Origin of the sequence: Streptomyces sp. NPDC006510, assembly GCF_040611955.1 — a bacterium.
Classification (GTDB): Bacteria; Actinomycetota; Actinomycetes; order Streptomycetales; family Streptomycetaceae; genus Streptomyces.
Genome location: NZ_JBEXPH010000034.1, coordinates 31,371 through 57,904, shown reverse-complemented (window position 1 = coordinate 57,904; position 26,534 = coordinate 31,371). Strand labels below are relative to the sequence as shown.

At 71.1% G+C, this 26,534-nt stretch carries 12 protein-coding genes; 4 read left to right on the top strand and 8 right to left on the bottom strand.

The window, feature by feature from the left end; all coding sequences use genetic code 11:
- Nucleotides 1-359: FAD-dependent oxidoreductase (locus tag ABZY11_RS13920; protein ID WP_356479342.1), on the bottom strand; the 359-nt coding region annotated here is incomplete at its 3' end.
- Between the two features lie 243 nt (nucleotides 360-602).
- On the opposite strand from ABZY11_RS13920, the gene ABZY11_RS13915 reads away from it, so the two are divergent.
- The 4 genes from ABZY11_RS13915 to ABZY11_RS13900 all read left to right on the top strand — a co-directional run bounded on the left by ABZY11_RS13915 (nucleotide 603) and on the right by ABZY11_RS13900 (nucleotide 3,554).
- Nucleotides 603-1,181: a DNA starvation/stationary phase protection protein gene (locus ABZY11_RS13915; protein WP_329837051.1), complete on the top strand. Its 579-nt coding sequence runs from the start codon at nucleotides 603-605 to the stop codon at nucleotides 1,179-1,181.
- A gap of 153 nt (nucleotides 1,182-1,334) precedes the next feature.
- Nucleotides 1,335-2,207 carry a LysR family transcriptional regulator gene (locus ABZY11_RS13910; protein ID WP_356479341.1) on the top strand — a complete coding sequence of 291 codons (873 nt, stop codon included), beginning with the start codon at nucleotides 1,335-1,337 and terminating at the stop codon, nucleotides 2,205-2,207.
- Between the two features lie 283 nt (nucleotides 2,208-2,490).
- The gene (locus ABZY11_RS13905) at nucleotides 2,491-2,721 is read left to right on the top strand and encodes a hypothetical protein (protein ID WP_356479340.1); all 231 of its coding nucleotides are present in this window, start codon (nucleotides 2,491-2,493) and stop codon (nucleotides 2,719-2,721) included.
- Between the two features lie 74 nt (nucleotides 2,722-2,795).
- A complete protein-coding gene (locus ABZY11_RS13900; RefSeq protein ID WP_356479339.1) occupies nucleotides 2,796-3,554 on the top strand; it encodes a thioesterase domain-containing protein in 759 nt (252 codons plus the stop codon).
- Here the strand turns inward: ABZY11_RS13900 and ABZY11_RS13895 are convergent.
- The 7 genes from ABZY11_RS13895 to ABZY11_RS13865 form a co-directional block, all read right to left on the bottom strand.
- Complete coding sequence (locus ABZY11_RS13895) at nucleotides 3,517-4,767, bottom strand: cytochrome P450 (RefSeq protein WP_356479338.1); 1,251 nt, start codon at nucleotides 4,765-4,767, stop codon at nucleotides 3,517-3,519. The genes ABZY11_RS13900 and ABZY11_RS13895 overlap by 38 nt on opposite strands.
- Nucleotides 4,764-6,518 carry a non-ribosomal peptide synthetase gene (locus tag ABZY11_RS13890; protein ID WP_356479337.1) on the bottom strand — a complete coding sequence of 585 codons (1,755 nt, stop codon included), beginning with the start codon at nucleotides 6,516-6,518 and terminating at the stop codon, nucleotides 4,764-4,766. Before ABZY11_RS13890 ends, ABZY11_RS13895 begins: the two co-directional genes overlap by 4 nt.
- 1 nt (nucleotide 6,519) lies before the next feature.
- Nucleotides 6,520-8,754: a penicillin acylase family protein gene (locus tag ABZY11_RS13885; RefSeq protein WP_356479336.1), complete on the bottom strand. Its 2,235-nt coding sequence runs from the start codon at nucleotides 8,752-8,754 to the stop codon at nucleotides 6,520-6,522.
- Nucleotides 8,755-8,758: 4 nt separating this feature from the next.
- On the bottom strand, nucleotides 8,759-9,070 hold the full coding sequence (locus ABZY11_RS13880; protein ID WP_356479335.1) for a phosphopantetheine-binding protein: 312 nt from the start codon (nucleotides 9,068-9,070) through the stop codon (nucleotides 8,759-8,761).
- 273 nt (nucleotides 9,071-9,343) lie between these two features.
- Nucleotides 9,344-12,340: an amino acid adenylation domain-containing protein gene (locus tag ABZY11_RS13875; RefSeq protein ID WP_356479334.1), complete on the bottom strand. Its 2,997-nt coding sequence runs from the start codon at nucleotides 12,338-12,340 to the stop codon at nucleotides 9,344-9,346.
- On the bottom strand, nucleotides 12,337-20,088 hold the full coding sequence (locus tag ABZY11_RS13870; protein ID WP_356479333.1) for an amino acid adenylation domain-containing protein: 7,752 nt from the start codon (nucleotides 20,086-20,088) through the stop codon (nucleotides 12,337-12,339). Before ABZY11_RS13870 ends, ABZY11_RS13875 begins: the two co-directional genes overlap by 4 nt.
- A complete protein-coding gene (locus ABZY11_RS13865) occupies nucleotides 20,085-26,510 on the bottom strand; it encodes an amino acid adenylation domain-containing protein (RefSeq protein WP_356479332.1) in 6,426 nt (2,141 codons plus the stop codon). Before ABZY11_RS13865 ends, ABZY11_RS13870 begins: the two co-directional genes overlap by 4 nt.
- Nucleotides 26,511-26,534: the final 24 nt, after the last annotated feature.

Genomic DNA, 26,534 nt, shown 5'->3' with positions numbered 1-26,534 from the left:
TGATCCGGGCCGGGAATCTGCTCGCCGAGGCGGGCCGGGTGCCCGCCCTCGCCGGCGGCGGCCTGGTCGTTCCAGTCGTCAGTGGCCTCGCCGCGGATACGCCCGGCTACCCTGCCCCAGTCCGGAGTCACGGCCGCTTCGCCGGCGAGGGCGGGCACCCGGCCCGCCTCGGCGAGCAGATTCCCGGCCCGGATCATCATCTTGCTGGGTACGCACCCCCAGTACGGACACTCGCCCCCGACGAGTTCCGCCTCGACCCCCACCACGTCCAGCCCGGCTTCGGCCAGCGTGCCCGCGACGTACTCACCACCCGGCCCCAGCCCGACGACCACCACATCTGCCTGCTCGTTCGCGCTCATGCCTGCCTCTCCTCGTTCCTCGGGCTCCACGGACGTGGGCCGTCCTGCCGAGGCTAGATCGGCCGGCCGAAGGCTTGTGCCCGCCAGCGCACGGGGGCTTGCCCGAAAGCGAACGCTTGGCACGGGACACCGCGCACTGTGCACTGGCGGACACCACCGCATGCGCTCCCGGTCAATGCGCCCCGCGTCGGGGCACCTAGCGTCACTCGGGTACGCACAGCACGGCACCACAGGAGGCGAACCATGACCACCAGTACCAAGCCCGTGAGCAGCAGCCAGCCGTGGCTGCACCAGAGGGGCGAGGTGATCCAGGAGTTCGGCACCGTCAAGCAGTTCCCGATCGGCCTGTCCTACGAGGCGCGGATGTACTCCTGCCAGCGCCTGAACAAGGTCCTGGCGGACACTCAGATCCTCTACGGCCTCTACAAGAAGCATCACTGGCTGATGCGCGGCGCCACCTTCTACCAACTGCACCTGGTCCTCGACAAGCACGCGGGGGAGCAGCTGGAAATCGTCGATACCATCGCCGAACGCGTCCAGTCCCTGGGCGGCGTCGCGGTGGGCGACCCCAGGCACGTCGCGGAGATCACATCGATCCCGCGGCCTCCGGACGGAGTGGAGGAAGTGCCGGCGATGCTGTCACGGCTGCTGGAAGCCCACGAGACCATCCTCGTCGAGGCCCACGACGCCGCCGCCCGGACCGGTGAGCTGGGTGACGACGGCACCAACGATCTCCTGGTCTCACAGGTGATCAGGACCGGGGAACTACAGGCCTGGTTCCTGGCCGAGCATCTGGTCGACACCCCGCTCGTCCGCGCCTGAAGGATCCCGCCGGTCCGCGTCTGAAAGTGCCGGAGCGCGTGCCTGAAGGAGCATGAGCCGGCCCCGGACCGACGGCGTCGTCCGCATACGATGCAGCAAGGATCGGAGATCGTCGTCTCTGTATTGGACTGAGCGCTGTTTGATCGGGAGCGGATGATGGATCTGCGGCAGATGGAGGTCGTCGTCGCGGTGGCGGATGCGGGCGGGTTCACGGCGGCGGCAAGGCGGCTGCACGTGGTCCAGTCCGCCGTATCCAGCACGGTCCGGGGCCTCGAACGCGAGCTGGGCACGCCGTTGTTCGACCGCACGACGCACCGCGTCGCCCTGACACCGGCCGGCGAGGCGTTCGTCCCCGCCGCACGCGCGGCGCTCCGCGCCGCCGAACTGGCACGGGAGGCGGTCGACGCCGTACAGGGACAGCTGCGCGGGCGGGTGACGGTCGGCACAATGCAGGGGGTCTGGGCGGGTCTCCACCACGCCCTGGCCGCGCTGCGGGCGGAGCACCCAGGTGTGGTGGTCCAACTGAGGCAGGCGGCGGTGGCCGACATCCGGCAGGCGCTGCGCGAGGGCACGGTGGATCTGGCCGTGGTGGCGCTCGACCGCCAGCAGCAGCGAGGACTGACGACCCGGCTGCTGTCCCGCGAGGAGATGGTGCTGGTTGTGTCGTCCCGGCGGGTCATCGCCGGGACGACACCGAACGGCGAGGTCCGACTCGCCGATGTCGCCCGGTTGCCGATCGTGGACTTCACACCCGGCTGGGCCATCCGCTACGCGGTCGATCGGGCCTTCCGTGCCGCAGGCGTCGACCGCAGCACGACATTCGAGGTGAACGACATCGTCGCGGCAGCCGAACTGGTCCGCAACGACTTGGGCATCTGCATCATGCCCAAGTCGATCGCAGCCCGCTTCCCCGATCTGCCCCAGTACCGGTTTGACCGGCACGCGCCGAACTGGAAGATCATGGTGGCGAGGCCTACCGGCGAGGCACCCCCGGCAGTCGCCGCGCTGCTGCGGCACATCACCTGACGGCGAGGCGAGCTGTCGAGCCACGAAGCGAACCTTCCGAGCGGGAGCCAGGCATCTGCACCCCGGTCCCCGCCGTGGCGGTCACCAGGTCAGCAAGCCGGGACACCTCCGCGCCCGATGCTGACCACTTGCTGACCCGAGCGGCCCCATCATGCCTCTGACCTGCAAAAATGACCAAGTGTTAGATCTTGGACTTGAGCATGGTGCGCAGCACTCGTCACTCCCAGCGGGTTGGCTCCCTGCCTGCTCTTGCAGGTCAAGGGCGGGGGACCGGGACGTGCACGTGGCGGCCCACGTCGCGCTGCGCATCCTGCTCGGTCCCCAACTCGGCGTCGACGCAGCGGGGGCCGTACTGGGGCGCCGCCCCTGCCCGGGCTCCGGTGACCCGCACGGACGCCCCTGCGTGAGCGGCGGCGCCGTGCATTTCTACCCGTCCTGCACGCATGGTCGCGCCCTGCTCGCCTTCGCGGCGGTCCCCGTGGCCGCGGACACCACGGCGGCCGGCGGCGGGTGAGGTGCTCGTACGCAATCGGCCAACGACGGTCAACTCCCCTACCACCATTGCGGTAGAAGGGTAGCGTCGACTTCATGACTCAGCCTCGACGTGCCAAGGAACCGAAGTGGTTACTGAGGAAGCCCGACTCCGAAGCCGCCGCCCGGCTCTTCTGCTTCCCGTACTCGGGGTGCGGCGCGTCCATGTACCACCGCTGGCCACGCCGCATCGGTGATGTGGAGGTGTGCCTGATCCAGTTGCCACACCGGGAGAACCGCATCCGGGAGCCGCACTACGGCACCTACGAGGAACTCGCACGGCATCTGATCGGCTATCTGACGCCCTTCCTGGACAGGCCGTTCGCCTTCTTCGGGCATTGCGGCGGCGCACTCCCCGGCGTCGAGCTGGCCATCCAGTTGCACGAGGCGGGGCTGCCCACGCCGGAGCAGCTGTTCATCTCGTCCCAGGTCGCCCCGCAGGACGGGCCATACGGAAGGTTCCTGGGCATGCAGGACGACGAGCTGGCCGGGCAGTTGAGCGAGCTGATCACAAGTCTCGGCGGCACCCCGGACCCGCGGCTGGTGCAGCTGGGACTCGGGCTGCTCGGCCAGGACCTGGAGGCCAACCGGCAGTACCACCGGGCGGAGCCGGTGGTACTGCCGTCCGGGATCACGGTCATCGGCTGGACCGAGGACCGGGAGATCCCGATGGACCTCATGGGAGGCTGGAAGGCGTGGTCGGAGGACTGTCGTCACGTGCTGCTGGAGGGCAGGCACTACGACTTCCTGCACGCCCCTCCGGCACTGCTGGACGTGCTCAGCGCCGGGCTGTCACCTTCACCGGGAAGTGCTTGATCCCGGCGGTGAAGTTCGAGACCAGGTGCTCGACCGCGCCGGCCTGCTCGAAACGCTCGACCCGGGCGAAGATCTCCTGGAACGTCAGCTCCAGGGTGATCTGCGCGGCCACGGCGCCGATGCAACGGTGCGGGCCGTAGCCGAACGCGATCTCGCGGTTCGGCCTGCGGCCCACGTCGAAGCGGAACGGGTCGGTGAACACGTCCTCGTCGCGGTTGGCCGAAGGGATCCACGCGACGACGCCGTCGTCCTTACGGATCTTCCGGCCGCGGATCTCCACGTCCTCCACGGCGTAGCGCAGGAAGTGCACGACCGGGGACGACCAGCGCAGCGCCTCGCGGATGCCCGGCTTGAGCAGCGACTCGTCGGTCGCCCACTTCTCGTACTGCGCAGGAAAGTCCAGGAGTTGCAGGATCGCGGCGGACACGGCGTGCCCGGTATTGACGTTCGCGCCGAGCAGGAGGCTGTAGCAGTTCGAGACGATCTCGCCCTCGCTGAGCCTGCTCCCGTCGACACGCAACGTCATCAGCCTGCCGATCAGGTCGCTGTCGGCGAGATCCGGCGGCGGGTTGCGGCGGCGCCTGCGCACCTGGGACGCGAAGTAGGCGAACAGGTCGTGGTGTGCCTGGTGCAGCGTCGCCTCGGCGCTGCCGCCGGCCTGGAACCTCTCGTCGTCCGGCGCCACCGTCATCAACCCGCTGCGCACCAGGTCCGGGTAGTCCTCCTCCGGCAGTCCCATCAGGATCCCGGACACGATCATGGGCAACGCCGTCATCGCGACGCCCATGTCCCAGGTGTCGCCGGACGTCATGGGAGCCAGCAGCTTCCGCACCGCCGCGTGGATCCTCGGTATCCGAGGACGCAGCGCGGAGGGTGTCATCAGCTGGTAGAGCGGGCGGCGCACGTGCGTGTGCCGCGGCGGATCGCTCACCGCCATCTGCCTGCCGCCCGCGGGGTCCGGGGTGCCGAGCATCTTCAGGATCGCGCCGCGCGACGACGTGAACGACTCGTGGTCGCCGAGCACCCGGCACACGTCGTCGTACTTCGTCACCGACCAGAACCCGCGCCCGTCCGGAAGTTGTTGCCAGAACACGGGTTCCTCGTGCCGCAGAGTCCGCCAGATCGCGTGCGGGTCGCCCTCGCTGAACGTGCGCGGGTCGTACAGGTCGATGTCCTCGACGGGCACGGCCGATTCCGGGACGGTGATCCTCATCGTGCGACGCCTTCCGCGCCGATCAGCTCGCCGATGGCGCTGGCGAACTCCTCCACGCTGGGGTGGTGGAGCAGGGCCCGGATCGGCAGCTCCACGTCGAAGACCAGCTCGGTGCGGCTGATCAGGTCCATGGCGAGCAACGAGTTGCCGCCCAGCTCGAAGAAGTCGTCCAGCGCGCCGACCCGGTCCAGGCCGAGCGCCTCGGCCCACAGGTCGCACACCAGCTGCTCGGTCGCCGACCGCGGGGCGACGAACTCGTTGTCGGCGTCCCGCCGCACACGGCCCGCTTCCGGCAGTGCCGCCGGGTCGACCTTGCCATTGACGGTGATCGGGAACTCCTCGACCGTCACGAACGCCGCGGGGATCATCGCCGCCGGCAGGGTTGTCCGCAGCGTCCGGCGCACACGTGCGGGCAGCGTCTCCGGTTCGTCCTCGTCGGGGGCGGGCAGGAGGTACGCGGTCAGCCCGTTCTCACCGGTGCTGTCCCGACGCGCGAGCACGACGGCCTGCCCCACTCCGGGCAGCGCAGCAACCTCGCGCTCCACTTCGGACGGTTCGACGCGGAAGCCCCTGATCTTGACCTGACGGTCGCCGCGGCCGAGGAATTCGATGCCGTCCGGTGTCTGCCGCACGAGGTCGCCGGTCCGGTACATCCGCGCACCCGGCACCTCGGCGAACGGGTCGGGAACGAAGCTGACCGCGGTCGCCGACGGCTGCCCGACGTACCCGCGGCTCAGCCCGGCGCCGGTCACGTAGAGCTCCCCCGTCTCCGCGGGGTTCAGTGCCTTGTCCAGCGCCCGTACGCCCGTCCCCTCGATGGGGCGGCCGATCGGCACGGAACCCGCGACAGGGCCGGAGATCGTGTGGCACGTGGTGAACGTCGTGTTCTCGGTCGGCCCGTACCCGTTGATCAGCCGGATCGACGGGTGGCGCTCCACGAACCTGTTGACGTGGTCGACCGACAGCACGTCGCCGCCCGCGAGGAGCTGGCGCAGCCCGGCGAGGTCTTCGAGGTGGTGGTCGACCATGCGGTGGAAGAGGCCGGCCGTCAGCCACAGCGTGGTGACCTTCTCGTCGGCCAGGGTTGCCACGAGTTCCTCGGACACCAGCGGGCCCGGTGGGTGGATGGCCAGCCGCCCGCCGGTGAGCAGCGGCGCCCAGATCTCGAACGTAGACGCGTCGAACGACACGGGCGCCAGCTGAAGGAACCTTTCATCCGGACCGAGGTCCGCGAACCCGCCTCGCACGAGCCGCACAACGGCCCGGTGCGGCACCGCGACGCCCTTGGGCAGCCCGGTCGATCCGGAAGTGAAGCTGACGTACGCCAGGCCGTCCGGGTGGACCCGCCCGGCTTCGAACGGAGGGTGCTCGCCCGAGTCGTCCAGCGCCAGCACCGGCGGCCCCTCGTTCACGGGACGGTCCACAGCGGACACGACCACGACCGCGCCTGCGGCGGAGGCCAGCTTGTCCCGGCGCACCTGGGGGATTCCGACCTCCAGCGGGAGGTAGGCCGCACCGGCCTTCAGCGTGCCGATCAGCACCGCGATCAGGTCATGGCCGCGTTCCAGTTCGACCGCGACCACATCCTCCACGCCGACGCCGTGCGCGACGAGCCAGGCGGCAATCCGGTCGGTGCGCTCGTCCAGTTCGCCGAACGTGACGGTGGATCCGCCGGACGAGACCGCGACCTCGTGCCTCCGGTCGTGCACCTGCGCAGCGAACAGCTCCGGGATCGTCGTCAGTGTGGGCATGTCATTTCCTCTCTCCAGGCCGAAGCACGAACGTGCATGCTGTGTCCCGTGGGCGCGCGGCGGCAGCAGGGTTCGACCACCGCTCGTGGCGGTCGGCGAAGTGGACGCTCAACGGGTGACCGGACTGGCCACCCGGAAGTTCGAAGCAGGCGTCGCCGTCCGGCGACACCACGGCACGGCCGGCGGCGGCGAAGCCCGGCACGCACGTCCGGACGGTGTGCAGTGCGCCCGGCTGGGGCGTCGCCGCGATGCCCAGCAGCGGCGCCGCCCACGGCACCAGCGCGGCGAGCGGATGGTCGAGCCCGACCCGGTTGACCTCGCCCCACGTCGGCAGTCCGCCCGCGACGGCCTCGTCGACGCACTCCTCGACCAGACCGGGAGGCAGCACCGAGGAGTCGTCGGACCGCAGGACCGCGAGCAACGGCCGGTCCACGCAGCGGAAGGCGTACCGGAAACCCGGTTCCAGCTCCTGACACGAAGCAAAGAACGGCGACAGCAGCCGTCGCGCGAGCACCTCCCGCAGGCGTACCAGCACGGCGAACGCACGGGAGTCCACGCCGGACGTGCCGTCCCACGCGGTCAGCAGGGCAGCCGTCCTGTCGTCGCGCCCTGCCAGGGCGCGCACCGCGATCTCGCGGTACGGCTCGTACAGTTCGGCCGCGGTGTCGTGCTGCAGCGCATGCATGTCCTCGGCACCCTCGGCCAGCAAGTGCCGGATCCGTCGTGCGCGGAAGCCGGGATCGCTGTCGTACCCGATCCGGAACGGCTCCTCGGGGAACGCTGTGTCGTTGGCGGACACCAGGACCCCGTCCGGCGGGTCGACCGACCGAGGACGCTGCGGCCCGCTCAAGTGGCCTTCGCCCGGCCGCCGGGGCAGCAGTCCGGTCGCCAGGTGCGCCATGTGGCCGGCCGAGTCCGTCATGAGCACGTTGAGCGCGATGCCCTCGGCCTCTTCCAGCACCTTGACGCCCTCTTCAACGCTCACCGCATGCGCGAGCCGCTGGAGCTTCAGGTCGCAGGCGCGCGGATCGTACCCGGTCCAGCGCATCGCGACCCGCTCTCCCATCAGCGGCCGGGGCGACACCGGCAGCGAGCCCGTCCAGCTGGTGCGGCACTCCACCTCCTGGCCACCGCGCACCCGGATGCGCCCCACGCGCTCCTCGGTTCCGTCGACGGGAACGAGATCGAGCACATCGGCACTGAGGTTCGTGATGCCCCAGGCGATGTGCCCGTTGGTTCCGGTAAGCACGACCGGCAGACCCGGCACGGCCAGCCCGCGCACCCGCCGGCCCGGCCACGCCAGGTCGACCTCGTACAGGAGGTTCGGCATGGTCAGCGGCAGGTGCGGGTCGCAGGCGAGCCGGTCGCCTGTCGCCCAGCAGTTGGACCCGGCGACGGCCTTGTCCACGGTGACCAGGTCCTCGCCCGCACCGCGGAACCGCGCCAGCCCCTCGGGCACGTCTCCGCCGCCCGGCAGGAAGAACCTGGCGACGTCCTCGGGGAACGCCCGCCGCACCACGGCTTCCGCCCGCTTGTCCTGCTCGTTCCACGACAGCCCGTGGAACGTCGACAGCACGATCAGCAGGCTGTCCTCGACGGTCCACGGACGGGGCCGGTAGGACAGGAACCGGCTCTCGAACGGCCGGCGCGTCAGTGCCGCGTTGACGCCGTCCGCGAAGGCCGTGAGCAGGTCGCGTTCCGGCGCCTCCAGCTCCTTCGCCGCCGTCTTCGCCGCCCCGCCGAACCCGAGCCGCCGGTAGTGCTCATCCACGGGCACGGCGGTCCTGCCCCACACCTCGGCGAGGCGCCCGGCCGCGGTACGGCGCATCAGATCCAGGTGGAAGCCCCGGTCGCGGCCCATGGCGAACCCGAGAGCGCGCACGGCGTCCAGCCACGACGTGGCCTCGATCCGGGTCACTCCGTCCCTCTGCACCTCCGCCCGTGCCTCGGCTTCGAGGCCGGGCAACGAGGCGTCGCCGCAGTCCGCCCGGGAAGCGACGAGCGCACGCGCCATCCGCACTTCGACGGCGACGCGGGCCCGGTTCCGCCGCAGATACCCGACGAGCGCGCCGGTCGCGAGTGCCACCACCAGAAAGGGGGTCCAGAGCGCAGCGAGCAGACCGGCGAGAACGGCGAGCGCCAGCGCGGCGGCGACCACCGCGCCCACCACCCGCGCGGTCGGCAGCCTCCACAGCCGCCCGTACCTGGGCCGGTGGGCGGAGCACGACGTCACCACCGGCTCAGATCTCCCCTTCGTACGTCACGCGCTCATCGGTGGCCAGCAGGCGGTCCAGCTCGGCCGCTATGTCCTCGACCGTCTCCAGGTCGAAGAACGTCTCCAGCTCCAGCTCGATCCCCGTCTTCTCGGCGATCTCGTGCACCGCTCGCACGGCGAGCATCGAGTGCCCGCCCAACGCGAAGAAGTCCGCGTCCAGTTGGGTGGGCAGTCTGCCGAGCAGCCCGCCGAACACGCCCGCGACCAGGGCCTCCATCGGGGTACGCGGCTGCGCGGCCACTTCCTCGACGTCCGCGGTCAATTGGTCTCGGTCCACTGTGCCTCCTGGGGCGAGCGTGAGTTCGTCGGGCCGACAGGCCCGCGTCGGGTTCTCGTGCGGTGGCAGGTGATCGGTGAAGTGGTCGTCCGGCGGCACTTCAGGCCCTCCAGTGAAAGATGAGTTCACGTGCGGGTGCCCGGCCCGCCGAGATCGGGTACGAGCGAGCCGCGCGTCGCGCTCGGCACACACGAACACGCCCCGGCAGACGCGTCCCGTGTACGCGATCCCGTTGCGACGCCCAGGTCTGCGCGCAGGGATGCGCCCAGGGGTTCATGGCCGCTTCCCCGCGCCGCGCAGCACATCGCCGATCGCGGCCACCCACCGCCCGGCCGTCTCCGCGTCGGTCACCTGGGGCCGGTAGACCAGTTCCAGCCGCAGTCTGCTCGCTTCCCCCGACACGTCGAGCAGCAGATCGAGATCGGTCTCGGGCTCCGCCACCTCTGTCGGGGTCACCTCGATGTCGGGCAGCGACACACCTGCGCGCCACGCGCTCTGTTGCGTGACCTTGGCCTGGAAGAGCGGGAACCGCCCCGCCTTCCGCGGCGGGTTCACCGCGGCGACGATCTGGTGGAACGGCAGCCTTTCGTGCTCGTAGGCACCGAGGCACTGCCGACGAGCGAGCTCCACCAGTTCGCGGAACTCGGGCGCGGGTGTGGCGAACCGCACCGGCAGCTGGTTCACGAACGTGCCGATCAGCTGATCGCTGCCCGGCCACGACCGGTTCACCGAGTCCATGCCGATCACGATGTCGTCCGTACCGCTCGCCTCGCGCAACACCTGGTAGAACGCGGCCATCACGGCCATGAACGGCGTCGCCTTGACTTCCCGTGCCAGCTCCGCGACCGCGCCGGTCTCGGCCTCGGTCAGCTCGTGCACGACTCGGCTCGCCGTGAAATCCGCAGCCCCCGGCCGTTCCCGGTCCAGCGGGAGTTCGAGCACAGTCTGAGCTCCGGCCAGCTGGTCGGTCCAGTACCGTTCGGACTCGCCCGCCTCCGGGCTCTCCAGCCACTGCTTCTCCTGGCTGACGTAACTCCCGAACGTCGTGTCCGGCAGCGGCACCTCGGCCTCGCCGTCCACCCATTGCTGGTAGTACTCGGCGATCTCCCGCCCCAGCACGACGAGCGACCAGCCGTCGGCGACGAGGTGATGCAGCACCAGGGTCAGCACGTGCACATCGGGGCCCGTCCGCACCAGGCTCGCCGTCATCAGCGGCGGACGTTCGGTGCGCGACGACAGCCCGTCGCTCTGTGCCGGCCCGGCCTCCGCCGTGAGGTTCTCCAGCGTCACCTCCGCCTTCGCCCATACAGTGCCCACCGGGACGCCGCGCTGCTGCGAGAAGACCGTCCGCAACGGCTCGTGCCTGATCACCACGGCGTCCAAGGCGTGCTGGAGCGCGCGCAGGTCCAGGTCGCCACGGAGTGTGAGCACCAGCCGAATGAGCTGCGGGGCTTTGCGCTTGTGCAACTGCTCCAGGAACCACAGCCGTTCCTGTCCCGACGACAACGCGCCCGGCAGCAGGTCCGCCTGCTGCGGTGCGGCGGTCTCCAGCGCGGCGTGCAGTCCGCGCGCTGTCGGGTCGGCGAGGAACGCCCGCAATGGCGTGCCGGGCGCGTCGAACCTCTTGCGCACGCGCGACACCAGCGTCATGGCCCGCAGCGAGTCGCCGCCTGCCTGGAAGAAGTCGTCGTCCGGGCCCACCGACGGCACGCCGAGCGCCTCGGCAACCACCGCCTGCACGTCCTCCAGCGTCGAGCCGGTCACCTCGGCGGGCGCGGCCGCGACCTCGGTCAGCTCCTTCAGAGCCCGGTGGTCCGCCTTGCCGGACGTGTTCGTGGGCATCCGCTCCAGTACGGTCACCTGGTGCGGCACCAGGTAGCTCGGTGCGGACGCGCGGACCAGCTCGTGCACCCGGCCGCCCTCCGGTCCGGCGGGGCCCGTGACGAACGCGTGGAGTCTGTCGCCGGACAGCACGCACGCCGCCGCGACCACGCCCGGCACGCGCAACAGCTCCGCCTCGGCGTCGCCCAGCTCGACCCGGTGCCCACGGACCTTCACCTGGCGGTCGCGCCTGCCCAGGAAGTCGATCGCCCCGTCAGCTCTGCGGGTGCCGCGGTCCCCCGTGCGGTACAGCCGCTTCCCCGGCCCGCCGCTGAGGTGGTCCGGAACGAACGCGAGTGCGGTCCGCACCGGATCGGCGATGTATCCGCGGCCGACGCCCACCCCGCCGACCAGCAGCTCGCCCTCGTCGCCGGGCTCGACCTCACGGCCGGCGGCGTCCACGAGATGGATCTGCGTGTGGAGGATCTCCCGGCCGATCGGCGGGAACGTCCCGTTCGCGCAGTCCTCTTCGGTGACGAAGTGGTGCGTGACGTCGTCCGAGCACTCCGTCGGACCGTAGGCGTTGACCACCGGGATGTCCGGGCAGCACTCGTACCAGCGCCGCGCGACTCGTGAGGGCAACGCCTCCCCGGTCGCGATCAGGAAGCGCAGCGAGCCGAGGGCGGCCCGCAGTTGGGCGTCGTCCCGCAACTCGTCGACCAGCACGGACAGGAATGACGGCACGATCTCCAGCACCGTGACGTGGTGCCGCCGCACCCACTCGACCAGCTCGGTGGGTTCGGAGATGTTCAGCGGCGACGCGACCGCGACCGCCGCACCGACCGTCATGCCGGTGAAGCACTGCCACACTGAAATGTCGAACGACAGCGGCGCCGTGAACCCGATGACGTCCGCAGGCCCGAGGCCGAGATCGAGGACCTTGGCCGCGATGTGGTTGTCCATGCCCTCGTCCACGACCATCACGCCCTTCGGCGCGCCGGTGGAGCCGGACGTGAAGATGACGTACGCGAGGCCGCCGGGGTGCCGGACGGCGGTCTCCCCCGCCGCACCGGGTGCGGCCGCCAGCACGGCCGGTCCCAGCCCGGCCGCGTAAACCTCGTGGCCCGGCCGCACGAACAGCACGTGCACGCCCGCCGTCTCGCACACCTGGCGGGCCCGGCGGGCGGGTGTGTGCGGCTCGACCGGTACGAACGCCGCGCCCGCCCGCATCACGCCGAGCGCCATCGCAACGTACTGCGCGCAGCGGTCGGAGACGATCGCCACCACACTCTCGGGTCCGACACCCCGGGCGCACAACGCCCTGGCGTAGCCGGCCGATTCACGGTCGAGGTCCGCGTAGGTGCGGGTCGCCCCGTCCTCCGCCACGGCCACCGCGGCCGGGTCCTCCGCCAGCCGCTTGAGGAACGACGACAGCAGGTCCGTGTTCATCGTGCCTCCCGGCAGAGCGAATCCGCGGTCGCCGAGAGCGCGACGCCGATGTCGTCCAGCAGTCCCCGTGCCGCGGCACGGCCGAGCGTTGCCGGCTTGTATCGAAGTTCCAGCACCAGTTCCCCGTCCTCCGGCACGGCGTTCAGCACCAAGTCGCAGGTCGTGGCGCTGATCGAGCCGGAGAACAAGTCGCCGTCGGACCGGTACGGCGTCATCCGGACTCCCTCGATCGCGTCGGCCTCGCGGTACTCCTCCTGCATCACGAACATCACCTCGAACAATGGGTCGACCCGCATCCGGTCCGGGTACTCGGCGTCGAGCGCGTCGAGCAGCTCCTCGAACGGCAATTCCTGGTGCTGCTGCGCCTCCACGCACACACGGCGGCTCTGCGCGGCCAGCTCCACCGGGGTGGCGTTCTCGTCGACGTGCAGCCGCAGCACCGCCGTGTTCGCGAACAGACCGACGGTGTCCTCCACTCCGTGGCCCACTCGGTTCGCGAGCATCGTGGCGATGCGGATGTCGTCCTGTTCGCTCCACGCGCGCAGTGTCGAGGCGTACGCGGTCAGCGCGACCATGAACTCCGTCATGCCGTGCCGCTTGGCACCCTCGCTGACGCGTTCGGTGTCGGCGCGGGAGATCCGCAGCCGGCAGCTCGCCGAGCGCAGCCGTTCCATCACGCCGCCTTCGCCGAACCGCGCGAACCTGGTCGTCTGCTTGCCGCCCAGCCGGGCCCACGGCGCGGCCAGCTGGTCGAGCCAGTAGTCGCGCTGGCGTGCGGCGTCATCGCCGAGCAGCCAGTTCTGCCGCTCCACGGACAACTGGCCGCTGCCCGGCGCGGGAAGCAGCTCCGCCGGCCGCTCACCGGCCGCGAGGCTCGCATAGGTCCGGCCGGCCTCGTCGAACAGCACCGCCAGCGACCAGCCGTCGCAGACGATGTGGTGGACGTTGAGGAACAGCACGTGCCGCTCGTCGGCGACCCGGTAGACGATGGCCCGCATCAGCGGTGCCCGGCCGATGTCGATCGGTTCGCGCATCGCCTTCGCGATCAGCCTCTCGCACCGGGCGGCCGGGGCGGGGCGGTCCCGCAGGTCCACGACCTCCACCGCGAACTCGGCCGCGGGCTCCACGATCTGCACGACCTGGCCGTCGGCGGCGATGCGGGTGCGCAACGCCTCGTGCCTGCTGATCAATTCCGCGAACGTCTTCTCCAACGCGGGCAGGTCGAGCGGTCCGTGCAACTCCACGGCGCCGGGCATGCCGAACAGTGGCAGCCCGGGAAGTTTGCTCTCCAGCAGCCACATCTGGTGCTGGGCCCCGGACAACGGGTACTGTCCTGCGCCCGCCGGAGCCTTTGAGGGCGCCGCCACGGGTGCGTCGGCCAGCGCCCGGGCCGTGTCCGCGATCGTCGGCGCGTCCATGAACGCCCCCAGCGGGAGCGTGACGTCGTACTGGGCGCGCAGGCGGTTCACCACACGCACGGCGGTCAGCGACGAGCCGCCGACCTCGAAGAAGTTGTCCTCCACGCCGAACGGCCCGGCCCCGAGCACCTGCGCCCAGACGGCAGCGATCTCCTGCTCCAGCGGCGTCCGTGGTGCGGTCGCCCCGGAACCCGCGTCCGTGGACTCCAGCCTCGCCAGTGCCCGCCTGTCGATCTTGCCGTCGGTGGTCACCGGGAACACGTCCAGGATCACGTAGCTGTGCGGCACCGCCGTGCGCGGCAGCCGCGGCCGCAGGTGGTCCCGGATCGCCCGCCCGTCCGCCTCGGCGCCTTCGACCAGACGTACGAACAAGGTGAGGGTCGCCGTCCCGTCCGTGTGCGGGCGGTCCACGACGGCCGCTTCGGCCACCGCCTCGTGCAGGCGGGCGTGGCTCTCGATCTCGCTCGGGTCGACGCGCACGCCGCCGATCGACAGACGGCCGTCGAGCCTGCCGAGGAAGTCGACGTTCCCGTCCGCGTCCCACCGCGCACGGTCGCCGGTCCGGTGCAGCCGCCCGCCGGGCACGTCACTCCACGGGTCGGGCACGAACTTCAACGCCGTCAGCCCCGGCTCGCCGCCGTAGCCGTGGGCCACGCACGCGCCGCCTACGTAGAGGTCGCCGGCCACGCCATCGGGCACCGGGTTCAGCTCGGCGTCGAGGATGAACAGGTCGACGTTGCCGACGGGCCTGCCGATCGGCACGTCGCCGCGGCCACCCGCTGCCACGTCGCCCGCCGTGGCGTCGATCGCGGTCTCGGTGAGGCCGTAGATGTTCACCAGCCGCACGTCGCAGGTCTTCAGGAACCTGTTCGCCAGCGCGCGCGGCAGCACATCGCCCGCGCACTGGATCAGGCGCAGCGTCGCCAGGTCCTCGGCGCAGGTCGGCGAGTCGAGCAACGCGTGCAGCAGGCTGGGCGCCACATGCAGGCAGGTGACCCGGTGGTCGCGCACCGCCGCGGCGACGAGGTCCGCGTCACGGCCCCCGTTGTCCGGCAGGGCCACCAGCGTGCCGCCCGCGACGATCGTCTCCAGCATCTCGATGATCGCCGCGTCGAATCCGGTGCTGCGGGTCATCAGCGTCCTGTCGACCTCGGCCCGGTCGAAGTAACCCCTGCCCCACTGGAGCCGGTTGACGATCGCGTCCTGGCCGACGACGACACCCTTGCGGTTCCCGGTCGAGCCGGAGGTGTAGACGATGTAGGAGGGCGCCTGTGCGGGCAGGGTCGTCGCGGCCGCGACGGCCGCCGCTGGTTCGTCCGGGATCTCTTCCGCCACCAGCAACGGTGTGCCGCGCTCGGCGAGCCACGCCAGGCCGTCGCGGAACCTCGCCGCTGACACGACCACGCGGATCGACGCACTCGCCAGGACGTGCTCGTGGTGCAGCCTGCCGTCGTCCGGGTTGAGCGGCACGTACACGGCGCCGATCCGTTGTGTGGCCATGAACGCCGCGACCTGGTCCTCGTTCGCGTGCATGAGCACGCCGACCGCGTCGCCCGCGCCGACGCCGTGTGCGCCAAGCCGCTCCGCGACGGACTCCACGCGCAGGACCAGCTCGCGGTACGTCCACACCCGGTCGGCCGTCTCGACCGCGTGCTTCTCCGGGTTCTCCAGCGCCTGCCGTTCGAACATCGCGTGGACGGTGTCGCCGATGGCCGGCGTCCGTACGCCGCGGCCGCGCGCGACGAGCCTCGTCTCATCGTCGGCGCCGAGCAGACCCGTGGCGCGGCAGGAGGACTCCGGCCGGGCAAGGAGTCCCAGCAAGGCGCTGCGGTACGCCCGGATCGCGAGGTCCACCTTCGCGCGCGGAAGCACCGAGGCGTCGTGCTCAAGCGACAGCCTGAGCTGCGCGGTACGCATGTCGATGGTGAAGTCGGCGCCGAACGCGTAGTGCGTCGACTCCAGTTCGGTGATGCCGGTGATCTCCAGCCGGCCGGAGCGCACGAGGTCGTGCGTGACGTGGAAATCGGTGAAGTTGAACCCGGTGTCCACGATCGGGCGGCTGCCGTACTGCTGCTGGATCGCCGCGTTCGGGTACCAGCGGTAGCGCATCAGCTCCAGCTCGCTCGCGTGCACTTCGCGGGCCAGCTCGGCCCAGGTCTGCCCACCGATCACCGCGCGCAGCGGCAGGTTGTTCAGGAACAGCCCCAGCACCTTGTCGGCGTCCGGTTCCTCCGGGCGGCACGCCACGGTGAGGCCGGTGACCACGGTGTCGTTGCCGGACAACCACGCCAGCACGCGCATGTGCACGGCCAGCAGCAGCGACTTCAGTGGCACCCCGACCTCGGCCGCGACCGAGTGCAGGTCTTCCACGACACCGTGCGGCAGCGGTACCGGCTCGTGACGCATCTCCGGCAGGCCCGTGCGTTCTGCGGCCAGGTCGGTGGGGTTGGGCGTGGTCCGCTCGCGCCAGTAGTCCTGGTTCTCACGGTCGTCGGACGCCTGCCGTTCGACCGCCACGTAGTCCGCGAAACCGCTGCGCAGCTTCGTGACCGGCCGTGCGGGCCTGCCCTCGAGCAGGTCCAGGTACCTGGACGCCAGCTCCTCGAAGAACAGGTTCACCGACCAGCCGTCGAGGATCGCGTGGTGGTGCGTGAAGACCAGCTGGAAGCTGCTCGGCGAGAGCACCACGACGACGAGCCGGAACAGCGGCGCCGCCGTGAGGTCGACCGGCTTGCTGCTCTCGTCCCACAACAGTTCCTCCAGGTGGGTGGCCTGCCGGCCCGCGTCGAGGTGCTCGATGTTCTCGTACCGCAACGGGAGCTCGACGTCGCGGTGCACGATCTGCATCGGCGCGAACCGATGGCCGAGGTCGAACCCGGTGCGCAGGATCTCGTGCGCGCCCACGACAGTCTCGGTGGCCTCCCGGAACAGGGCGGGGTTCATCGGCGCACGCAGGGTGTAGCTCAGCATGATGTGGTACTGAGTGGCCTCCGGTGCCAGTTCGCTGTGGTAGACCATGCCGGTCTGCAGCGCGGTCATCGGGTAGGCGTTCTCGACGGTGTCCGGGAACGACCTCGCCACCCGCTCGGGCAGCAGGCCGAACGGCGGCACCTGCGTCGGGGCCTCCTCGGGGGCACCGCTGGTCGCGGCGAGTTCCGCCAGCACCGGCTTGGCGTAGACGTCCCGCACGGTCAGCTGGACACCGCGTTCGCGGGCCAGCGCCACCAGCCGGATCGCACGCATGGAGTCGCCGCCCAGCTCGAAGAAGTCGTCCGCCGTCGAGACGGTGTCGGCGTCCAGCGCTTCCCGGTACGCCTCGACCAGCGCCTCCTCGGCCGGACCGACCGGCGCCACCGCGTCCTTGGTGGACGACGCAGTGCGGGAAGCTGCGACGGCGGCGCGGTCCAGCTTCCCGTTGACCGTCAGGGGAAGGGCTTGGACCACCGACACCGCGGACGGCACCATGTAGCGCGGCAACGTCAGGCGTGCTTCGCGGAGCACGTCCGCAGTCTCAAGGCGCTCCCCGTCCGCGGCCACCACGGCGGCCACCAGTCGGCCGTCGGCCACGGCCGCACCCGCGGAGGCGACACCCGGCTGTGTCGTCAAGGCCTTCTCGACCTCGGCCAGTTCGATCCGGAACCCGTTGAGCTGCACCTGGCCGTCGCCACGGCCGAGGTAGTGGAGGTGCTCGCCGCGCCGCCGCCCGAGATCGCCCGACCGGTACATCCGGGCGCCGGGGACCGGGCTGAACGGATCCGGTACGAAGCGTTCGGCGGTGAGCCGCGCAAGGCCCGGGTATCCGTTGCTGACACCGGTTCCGCCGACGTGGATCTCACCGGCGCACCGGTCCGCACAGGGCCGGCCGTCGCGGTCGAGCAGGTACAGCGCCCCACCGGGCAGCGGCCCGCCGATGTCGCCGGCCCGCCACACGGCGGGGCCCGGCACTACCCGGTGCCAGGACGCGTGCACCGTGGTCTCGGTGATGCCGTACATGTTGACCAGTTCGCCGCTCGCGATCTCGTACCAGCGCTCCGCGAGCCGGTGCCCGAACGCCTCGCCGCCGAAGATCACGTACCGGATGTCGCGCACCCGGTCCGGTTGCTCGGCGACCACCGGCAACAGCACGGAGAACACCGACGGGGTCAGGTTCAGCACGGTCACCCGCTCGCGTTGCAGCAGCCGGCCGAGCGCTTCCGGCTCACGCGTGACCCACGACGGCACTACGACGAGCGTGCCGCCTGTGGTCAGGCTGCCGAACACCTCCCACACCGAGAAGTCGAACGAGCACGAGTGGAACAGCGTCCACGTGTCCTGCGCGCCGAACCCGAACTCGGCGCCCGTGCCGTCCAGCAGGCTCAGCACGTTCCGGTGCGTGACGTGCACGCCCTTCGGCCGCCCCGTCGAGCCGGACGTGTAGATGACATACGCGACGGCGTCGAGCGGCACCGGCGGACACTCCGGTGCGTCAAAGCCCTCCTCGGCCAGTGACGTCAGGGTGTCGGCGTCGATCAGATGGCGGACGTCGGCATCCTCTGCGATGCCGTCGATCCGCGACTGCGGCCACGCCTCGTCCAGCACCAGGTACGCACCCCCGCTGCGCACGACGCCGAGCATCGCCACGACGAGGTCGATGCCGCGCGGCAACAACACCGCGACGACCTCGCCGCCGCGCACGCCCCGCGCGCGCAGACCCCGTGCCACGGCATCGGTGCGCGTGTCCAGGTCGCGATAGGACAGCGACTCTCCCATGTGCCGCAACGCCACGGCGTCACCGCGTTCCTCGACCGCCCCGGCGAGGCGGCCGGCCAGCGAGTCGTGCGCGGCAGGCGTCTTGCGCGGTGCGGCGCCGACGCCCCAGGCGTGGCCGTCGCCGATGGGCAGGTCGGCGACCGGACGGTCCGGGTCCGGCACGACCAGGCGGACGATCCGGTCGAGCAGCCCGCCGAGTGCGGCGACATCGTCGTCCGCGATGCCCCGGCGGTCGAACTCGATCGCCACCGACAACGTGTCGCCGTCGTCCTGGACCAGGAAGTTCAGGTCGTACTTGGCGCTGTTGTGGTCGACGTCGAGCAACGACGTCTCCAGGCCGTCGAACCGCGGCGCCGGCACAGCCGGGCCGACGTCGGTGACGACGACGTTGAACAGGCCGCCCTCCCGTGTCACGGGCGGGATGCCCAGCTCGTCGCGCACCACCTCGACCGGCAGTCGCGCGTGGTCGAGGGAGGTCAGCACGGCCGACCTGACGCGTGCCACGAGGTCACGGAACGCGGGGTGTCCGGTCAGGTCCACCCGAACCGGGACCATCGCGACGAGGTGCCCGATCAGCCTGTCGAGGCCCTCGCGGTCACGGTTGGCGACCGGCGTGCCGACGACCAGTTCGCGCCGATCGGTCACGTACGCCAGCAGGACCGAGATCGCGGCGGACAGGACGACGAACGGGCTGGCGCGGCACGACTCCGCGAGCCCGCGCAGCGTGGCCGTGGTCGCAGCGTCGAAACGCACCGCGTGCTCGCCACCGCCCTGTCCGGCGGCGGGTTGCGGCAGCGGGAGCAGTCCCAGCCCCGGATCGGCCAGTTGGTCGCGCCAGAACCGCCGGGCCGCACCGAGGTCCGCGTGACGCACCCACTCGTGCTGCCAATTCGCGTAGCCGACCATGTCGATGTCGCCCGTGGACGGTTCGTGCCCGTTGTAGCAGCGCGCCAGATCGTCGACCAGCACGCGCACGGCCTCCCCGTCCGCGATCAGGTGGTGCACGGCGACGAAGAACACGTGCTCCTCGGGCGCCAGCCGGAACAGCCGTACCCGCAAAGGCGGTTCGGTTCCGAGTTCGATCCGTGTACCCGCCAGCTCCACGCACCGGCGCAGGCACTCGTCCTCGGTGACGTCCTCCACTGCGGGCGGTGCTGCCGCGTACGGCAGCACCGCCTGCCGGGGCACACCGCGTTCGGACGGGAAGACGGTCCGCAGCGAGGGATGCACCGAGCGGACCCGGTCGAGCGCCGCGCCGAACGCGTCGACGTCCAGTGCACCGCGCAGCCGGACCGCGCCGCAGATGTTGTAGACGCTGGCGTCGGCCACCAGTTGGTCGGAGGACCACAGGCCGCGCTGGCCCCAGGTCAGCTCACCTCGGTCGCCGCCCGCGGCAGGCGGACACAAAGGCGCGGCCCGTTCGGCCAGCAGGCGCACCAGGTCGTCGCGGTGTGCCTTCATCTCCGCCAGCAGCTCCGGCGGGACTTCGGCTCCGGCCGACCTGAACTTGATCTTGCCGTCCTCCAGCCGCAGCGCCACGCCCAGGTAGTCCAGGCGCCGGATCACGTCGTGCGCGGTCATCGTTCCCCCTCGATGGTCTCTTCCGGGTGCGCCGCGCTCGCGGCGAGCACCCTCAGGTAGCGCTCGGCCAGCCGTGCGATCCCCGGGGTGCTGTATCGGTCTCCGGCGTACCGCAGCGAGCAGCGGTAGCCGCCCTCGTGGGGCTCGATGTCGAGCGTGAGCGGGTACGGCGAGGTGCCGTTGTCGATCTCGATCAGCTCGGTGGTGACTCCGGCGAAGTCCGGTGCCCTGTCGGCCGGCGGCTGCATCACGACCATGACGTCGAAGGGCGTGCTCGTCGGATCCGCGTCCTGTGCCACTGACTTCACCAGATGCTGGAACGGCAGGTATCGCGACCGGTAGGCGCGCAGCGAGCTGTCCCGCATCCGCTTGAGCGCGTCGTGGAAGGAGTCCGTCGGCCCGAGCGGGACGGAGAGCAGCGACACGTTGAGCAGCGGTCCGACGACCTCCTGCAGTTCGGGGTGGTCCCGGTTCGCGATCAGCGTGCCCAGTACGACCGTCTCCGGTTCGTCACTCCCGCGCAGCAAGGCGGCCAGCGCCGTCGCGAAGACCATGAACGGCGTGGTCCCGGTCCTGCCCGCGCACTCCCGGACGGCCGCGGCCGTCCGCTCGTCGACGTCGAACCAGTGCCGTGGCGCGCCGGTGGCTCCTCCCGGTTCCTCGGCGGGCGCGGTGACCAGGCGCCCTGAGAGCGCGCCCTGCCATTCGTCCGCGAGGCCGGTCGCACCGGACAGCCAGGTGTGTTCGTCCACGCAGTACCGCGCGTACGTGTAGTCCGAGCCGACCGGCGGCCGGCCGTTGTAGTGGTCGGCCAGCTGGCGCAGGAAGACGGGCAGCGACTGTCCGTCGCACACGAGATGGTCGATCGTGACGGCCAACTGCCACTCCTCGTGTCCGCAGCGGATGAGCAGCGCCTTGAAGGGGAGTTCGCGCGGCAGCTCGAACGCGGTGCCCGCCTCCTGCGCGACCACCTGTGCCACTGCCTCGGGCCCGAACTCGGCGACGGCGCCGCGCAGGTCGGCGTGGGCCAGCTCGAACTCCTCGGCCGGCGCGGGCGCCCAGTGCAGCACGCCGTCCACTTCGGTGAACCTCGCGAGCAGCACGGGATGCGCGGCGAGCACCGCACGCAGGCTCCGCTCCAGCTGCCCGGGATCCAGCGGGCCGGTGAACCGCAGCACGCCCGGCATGTTGTAGACGGGGCTGCCGGAGTCGAGCTCGCGCAGGAACCAGAACCGCTGCTGCGCGGCGCTCGCGGGCACCGGATACGTCACGGATGCCGCAGTCGGACGGAACGACGCGCCGTCACGCGGGCTCGCGTGCCGGACCGCCTCCACGAACTCGTCCAGGCACGGGTTCGCGAACACCGCCTCGACGTCCAGTTCGACCGACAGCGTGCGGGAGACCTGGTCGAGCATCCGCAGGGCGAGCAGCGAATGCCCGCCCAGCAGGAAGAAGTTGTCGCGCCAGCCGATCTCCTCCAGCTCCAGCAACGCGCACCAGCTGGCCCGCACCGCGGCACCGACCTGGTCCTCGCGGGCCTCCGCGACCTCGTCCGACACCGCGGGCACGTACGTGAGTGCCGCGTAGTCGACCTTGCCGTTGGCGATCCGGGGCAGGCTCCCCAGCCGTACGAAAACCGACGGGATCATGTGCCGGGGCAGCCGGTCCCGCAGCGCGAGCCGGATCCGCGCGTACTCGTCGACGCCCAGTTCCCGCGCCTGTTCGTCGTCGCCGAACGCCAGGTGTGCCACCAGAGACACGCCGTAGGGCGTCTCGTACCTCTTCGCCGCCGCGTCCACCACGCCGGGGAGCTCGCGCAGCGCCGCCTCCACCTCGCCCGGTTCGATGCGCAGGCCCCGCACGGCGATCTGGCGGTCCGCCCGGCCGAGGTACTCAAGCACCCCGTCCGCGGTGCGCCTGCCCAGGTCACCGGTCCGGTACAGCCGGGCACCGGGTTCCGCGAAGGGGTCCGGCAGGAACGCCAGCGCGGTCCGGCGCGGGTCACCGAGGTACCCGCGCCCCACACCGTCGCCGCCCACACAGATCTCGCCGACGACACCGAACGGCACCGGGGCCAGTTCGGCGTCCATCACGTGGACCGACGTGTTCGGCAGCGGTGCCCCGATCGGCACCGGCCGGGTCCGGTCGTCCTGCCGGGCGACCTCGGAGATCGTCACGTCGTCCGCGCACTCGGCGGGGCCGTAGGCGTTGTACAGCGCGACGGACGGGCACTCGGCGTGCCACCGCCGTGCGATGTCCCAGGTCAGCTCCTCACCCGTGGAGATGACCGCGCGCAGGTGGTTCGGCTGTCGGTGCACGCCCTCGTCCAGCAGTGCCGAGATCGTCACCGGCACGACCTGCAGCACGGTGATTCCGTCGCCGTCGATCGCGCCCTTGAGCCGGGCCGGGGACGCCGCGTCGGCGATCCGGATCCGCGCACCCGCCACCAGCCCCGTGAGCAGCTGCCACACGGAGATGTCGAACGACGCGGGCGCGGTCTGGCCGATGCAGTCGTCCGGGCCCAGACCGAAGTGCTCGACCATCTGCCAGAGGTGGTTGGTCAGGCCTCGGGTCGTGACGACGGCGGGCTTCGGCACACCGGTCGAACCCGAGGTGTGGATGACGTAGGAACTGTCGAGAGCAGACGCCCGGAGTGCCGGCCCGTGCGCGGCTTCACCGCGCAGCAGTTCGTCCACGTCGAGCACCCGCACACCGCCGTGGTCGACCAGGTGACGGCTTCGGGTGCCGGTGACAACCACTCGGGCGTCGAGCGCCGCGACCATGCGTGCTGCGCGCACAGGCGCCTCGGACGGTGCGATCGGCACATAACAGCCGCCGGCCTTGTGGACGCCGACCACGACCGCGACGTAGCCCGCGTCTCTTTCGGCGCACACCACGACGTTCGTGTTCGGGCCCACGCCCGCGTCGGCCAGCACCGCCGCCACGTGGTTCGCGCGCCGGTCGAGTTCGGCGTAGGTCAGCGTCCCTGTGCCGTCGTCCACCGCAATGGCGTCCGGCCTGTTGCGGACGTGCCGGTGGAACGCCGGCAGATAGTGGTCCTCGCGCTCCGCACGAGCGCCCGTGCCGCTCGCGACCACCGCGCGCAGGCCGTCCGCGTCCAGCAGCGGAAGTCGCGTCACGTCGGCCGTGGGTTCTTTCGCCAGCGCGGTCAGCATCGCCAGGTACGAGGCGACGAGCTGCTCGGCCTGCGCCCGGCACAGGAGTGCGCAGTCGTACTGGAGCCCGAACTCCAGCCCGCCGCCGAGTTCGGCGACGTTCAACGCGATGTCGGTCTGTGCGGCCGGGTCCGCCACGGGGTAGGCCCGCACAGTGCCGTCGCCGAGAGCCAGCTCCGCCGATGTGTCGCCGAGCACGAGCCCGGCCGCGGCCTCGCCGCCTGGCAACGCCTGCGTGTAGTAGCTGAACATCGCCTGGAACACCGGCGGCGCACCGGATGCACGGTCCACGTCCAGCTGCCCCGCCAGCAGCGGGAACGGCAGCTCCTGGTGGTCCAGTGCGTCCAGCACGCGCTGCTGCGTGGTCCGGGCGAACGCGCCGAAGCCCTCGCGCCGGAACAAGGATCGGACGGGCAACGTGTTCACCAGGTAGCCGACGTGCGAGGCGAGCTGCTGATCGGACCGTCCCGCCACGGGCACACCGGTCACCAGGTCCGCCTGGCCCGACACACGGTGCAGCAGCACCTGGAACGTCGCCAGCAGCACGTTGTGCCGGGTCAGGCCTTCCCGGCGGGCGAATGCGGCCAGCCCGAAGGACACTTCGGCGGGCACCCGGAACGGGATCGTCGTACCCGCCCAGCCCCTCTGGTGGGTCGCCGACGGCAGTGACAGGACCGGCAGTTCGCGGTCGAGTTCCCCGAGCCAGAAGGCGTTCAGCTCGTCGGCGCGGGTGAGCGCGGCGGCCTCCAGCTCGACCGGCAGCTCGCTGTACGGCGCACTCGGCACCGAGGCGTCGCGCTCGTACTCCTCGGCCAGTTGGGACAGGAGCACCGACAACGACGAGACGTCGCAGACGAGGTGGTGCAGGGACAGTACGAGCACCTGCTCATCGCCCCGCTGGAGCAGCCCGGCCCGCATCAACCAGTCGTGCTCCAGGTCGAACGGCGTGGTCGCCCACCGCGTGATCCACGCGGCGAGCTGCTCCTTCGTCCAGGACCGCGCGTCCACGACTTCCGGCACGATCCCCGCTTCGGGCCGCACCTCGGCAACGGGTGCACCGCCGACGTCACGGACCTTCAGCCGCAAGGACGCATGGCGGTTGACGAGGGCGTTGAGCGCGCGCGCCAGCCGGTCGACGTCGGCGGTGAGCGTGAAGGCGCGGGTGATGTTGTAGGCGTAACTCCGCGGGGTGGTGCGCTGGATGAACCACAGCGCCCGCTGGGCCTCCGTGAGGCGCGGACCGTTCGAGGCGGCGGCCGCTGCGACGTGGGCGCGTGCGTTCAGCGCGGTCCGGGCGAGCTCAGCGATCGACTCGGCCCGCAGCACCGCGCTGGGCAGCAGCCGCACCCCGAGCAGGTTCTCGATCTCGTGCTGCAGCCGCACCGCGACCAGCGACTCGATGCCCAGCGACGCCGGCGAGTCCTGAACGTCCAGGTCGCGTGTGCCGAGCAGGTCCCGCAGGTGCGCGGCGATCGCCCCGGCCAGCCAGTCGACCCGCGCCTCGTCGTCAGCCGCGCCGAACCCACCGGCACTCACCTCGGCGACCCGGTCGGCCAGCGCCGAGCTCGTCTCGGCGTCCGAAGCGGACCGCACCAGGTGAGTCAGCTCGCCGGACAGGAACCGCTGCTTCGCGGCGAACCGCTGGACCTTGCCGCTGGAGGTCTTCGTGATCGTACCGGGCGGCGCCAGCACGACCGTGTGCGCGCGAACGCCGTAGTTCCGCGCCAGCACACCGCGGATGCGCTGGATCAGGTGTGGGTACCGCTCTTCGGGCGTCTCCGCGCGCACCTCCTGGACGACCACCAGCACGTCGTCGTCATCCGTGCCGAAGATGGCCCCGCACCCCGGCCTCAGCGCCGGGTGCGCAGCGGCCACGTCGGCCTCCATGTCCTCCGGGTGCAGGTTCCGGCCGCGGGAGATCACCAGGTCCTTGAGCCGGCCGGTGACGTACAGCCGGCCGTCGACGACGAAGCCGAGATCCCCGGTGCGCAGGAACCGCTCCCCGTCCACCGGAAGACCGAAGGTCCGGCGACTCGCCTCCGGGTCACCCCAGTAGCCCGCGCCGTTGCCGGCCCCGGCCACGCATATCTCGCCCATCCGGCCGTCGGCCACCGGCTCGCCCGTGTCGCGGTCCACGATCCGCAGGGTCGTGTGGTCGGGCAACCGGTACGAGACCAGTTCCCTGGCCGCACGGTCCGAGCCCGCCACCGCTGTGCCCGCTTCCAGTGACGCCACGTCGAACGACCGGCTCGCGCTCGGCTCATGCGCTTCCGTGCTCGCCACCAGCAAGGTCGCCTCGGCGAGCCCGTAGCACGGCGTGTGCGCCTGGGCCCGGAACCCGTTGCCCGCGAAGGTCTCCGTGAACGACCGCAGAGTCTGCGGCAGCACCGGTGAGGCGCCGTTGAAGGCCACCCGCCACGTACTCAGGTCCAGCCCCTCCCGCTCCTCCGCGGACGACTTCCGGACGCAGAGGTCGTACGCGAAGTTCGGACCACCGCTGACGTCCGCCCGCTCCGCCGAGATCGTCTCCAGCCACGACATCGGCCTGCGCAGGAACGTGAGCGGGTCGAGGACCACCGCTCGCGCCCCGGCGTACAGCGGCTGCAGCAGCCCGCCGATCAACCCCATGTCGTGGTGCAGCGGCAACCAGCTCACGACCGTCGAGTCCGGCCGTACTCCGAATGCCCGGTTGATCGCAGCCTCGTTGTCCATGAGGTTTCCGTGCGTGACGATCACGCCGCGGGGAGCCCGGGTCGACCCGGAGGTGTACTGCAGGAACGCCACGTCGTCGGGGGCGGTGTCGGGCACCGCAACAGCACATCCCGACAGCGTCTCCACGTCGATCCACGTGAGGTGCAGCGAACCGACCGGTGTGGCGGCGAGATACTCCCGCAGAGGCGCGACGGACAGAATCGCGCGAGCGTCGCAGTCGCGCGCCACACCGACCACGCGGTGCAGCGCGGACTCGTTGGCAGGCAATGACAACGGGACCGCGATCACGCCCGCCTGCAGACAGCCGAGGAACGCGTACGCGAACTCGGCCGTGGGAGGCAACAACAACAGCACCCGGTCCCCCGGGTTCACCAGCTCGAGCAATGCGCCCGCCGCCGCCGAGACGCCCTCACTCAGCTCGCCGTAGGTGAGCGAGCCGCCCTGGCCGACGAACTCCGGTGCGAACGTCAGCGCTCGCGCCGATCCCCGCCTCTCGGCGTGCTCGTGCAGGGTGGTGATCAGATTGCCGTGCATAGACTCCCCCGGTCCCCTCGCATG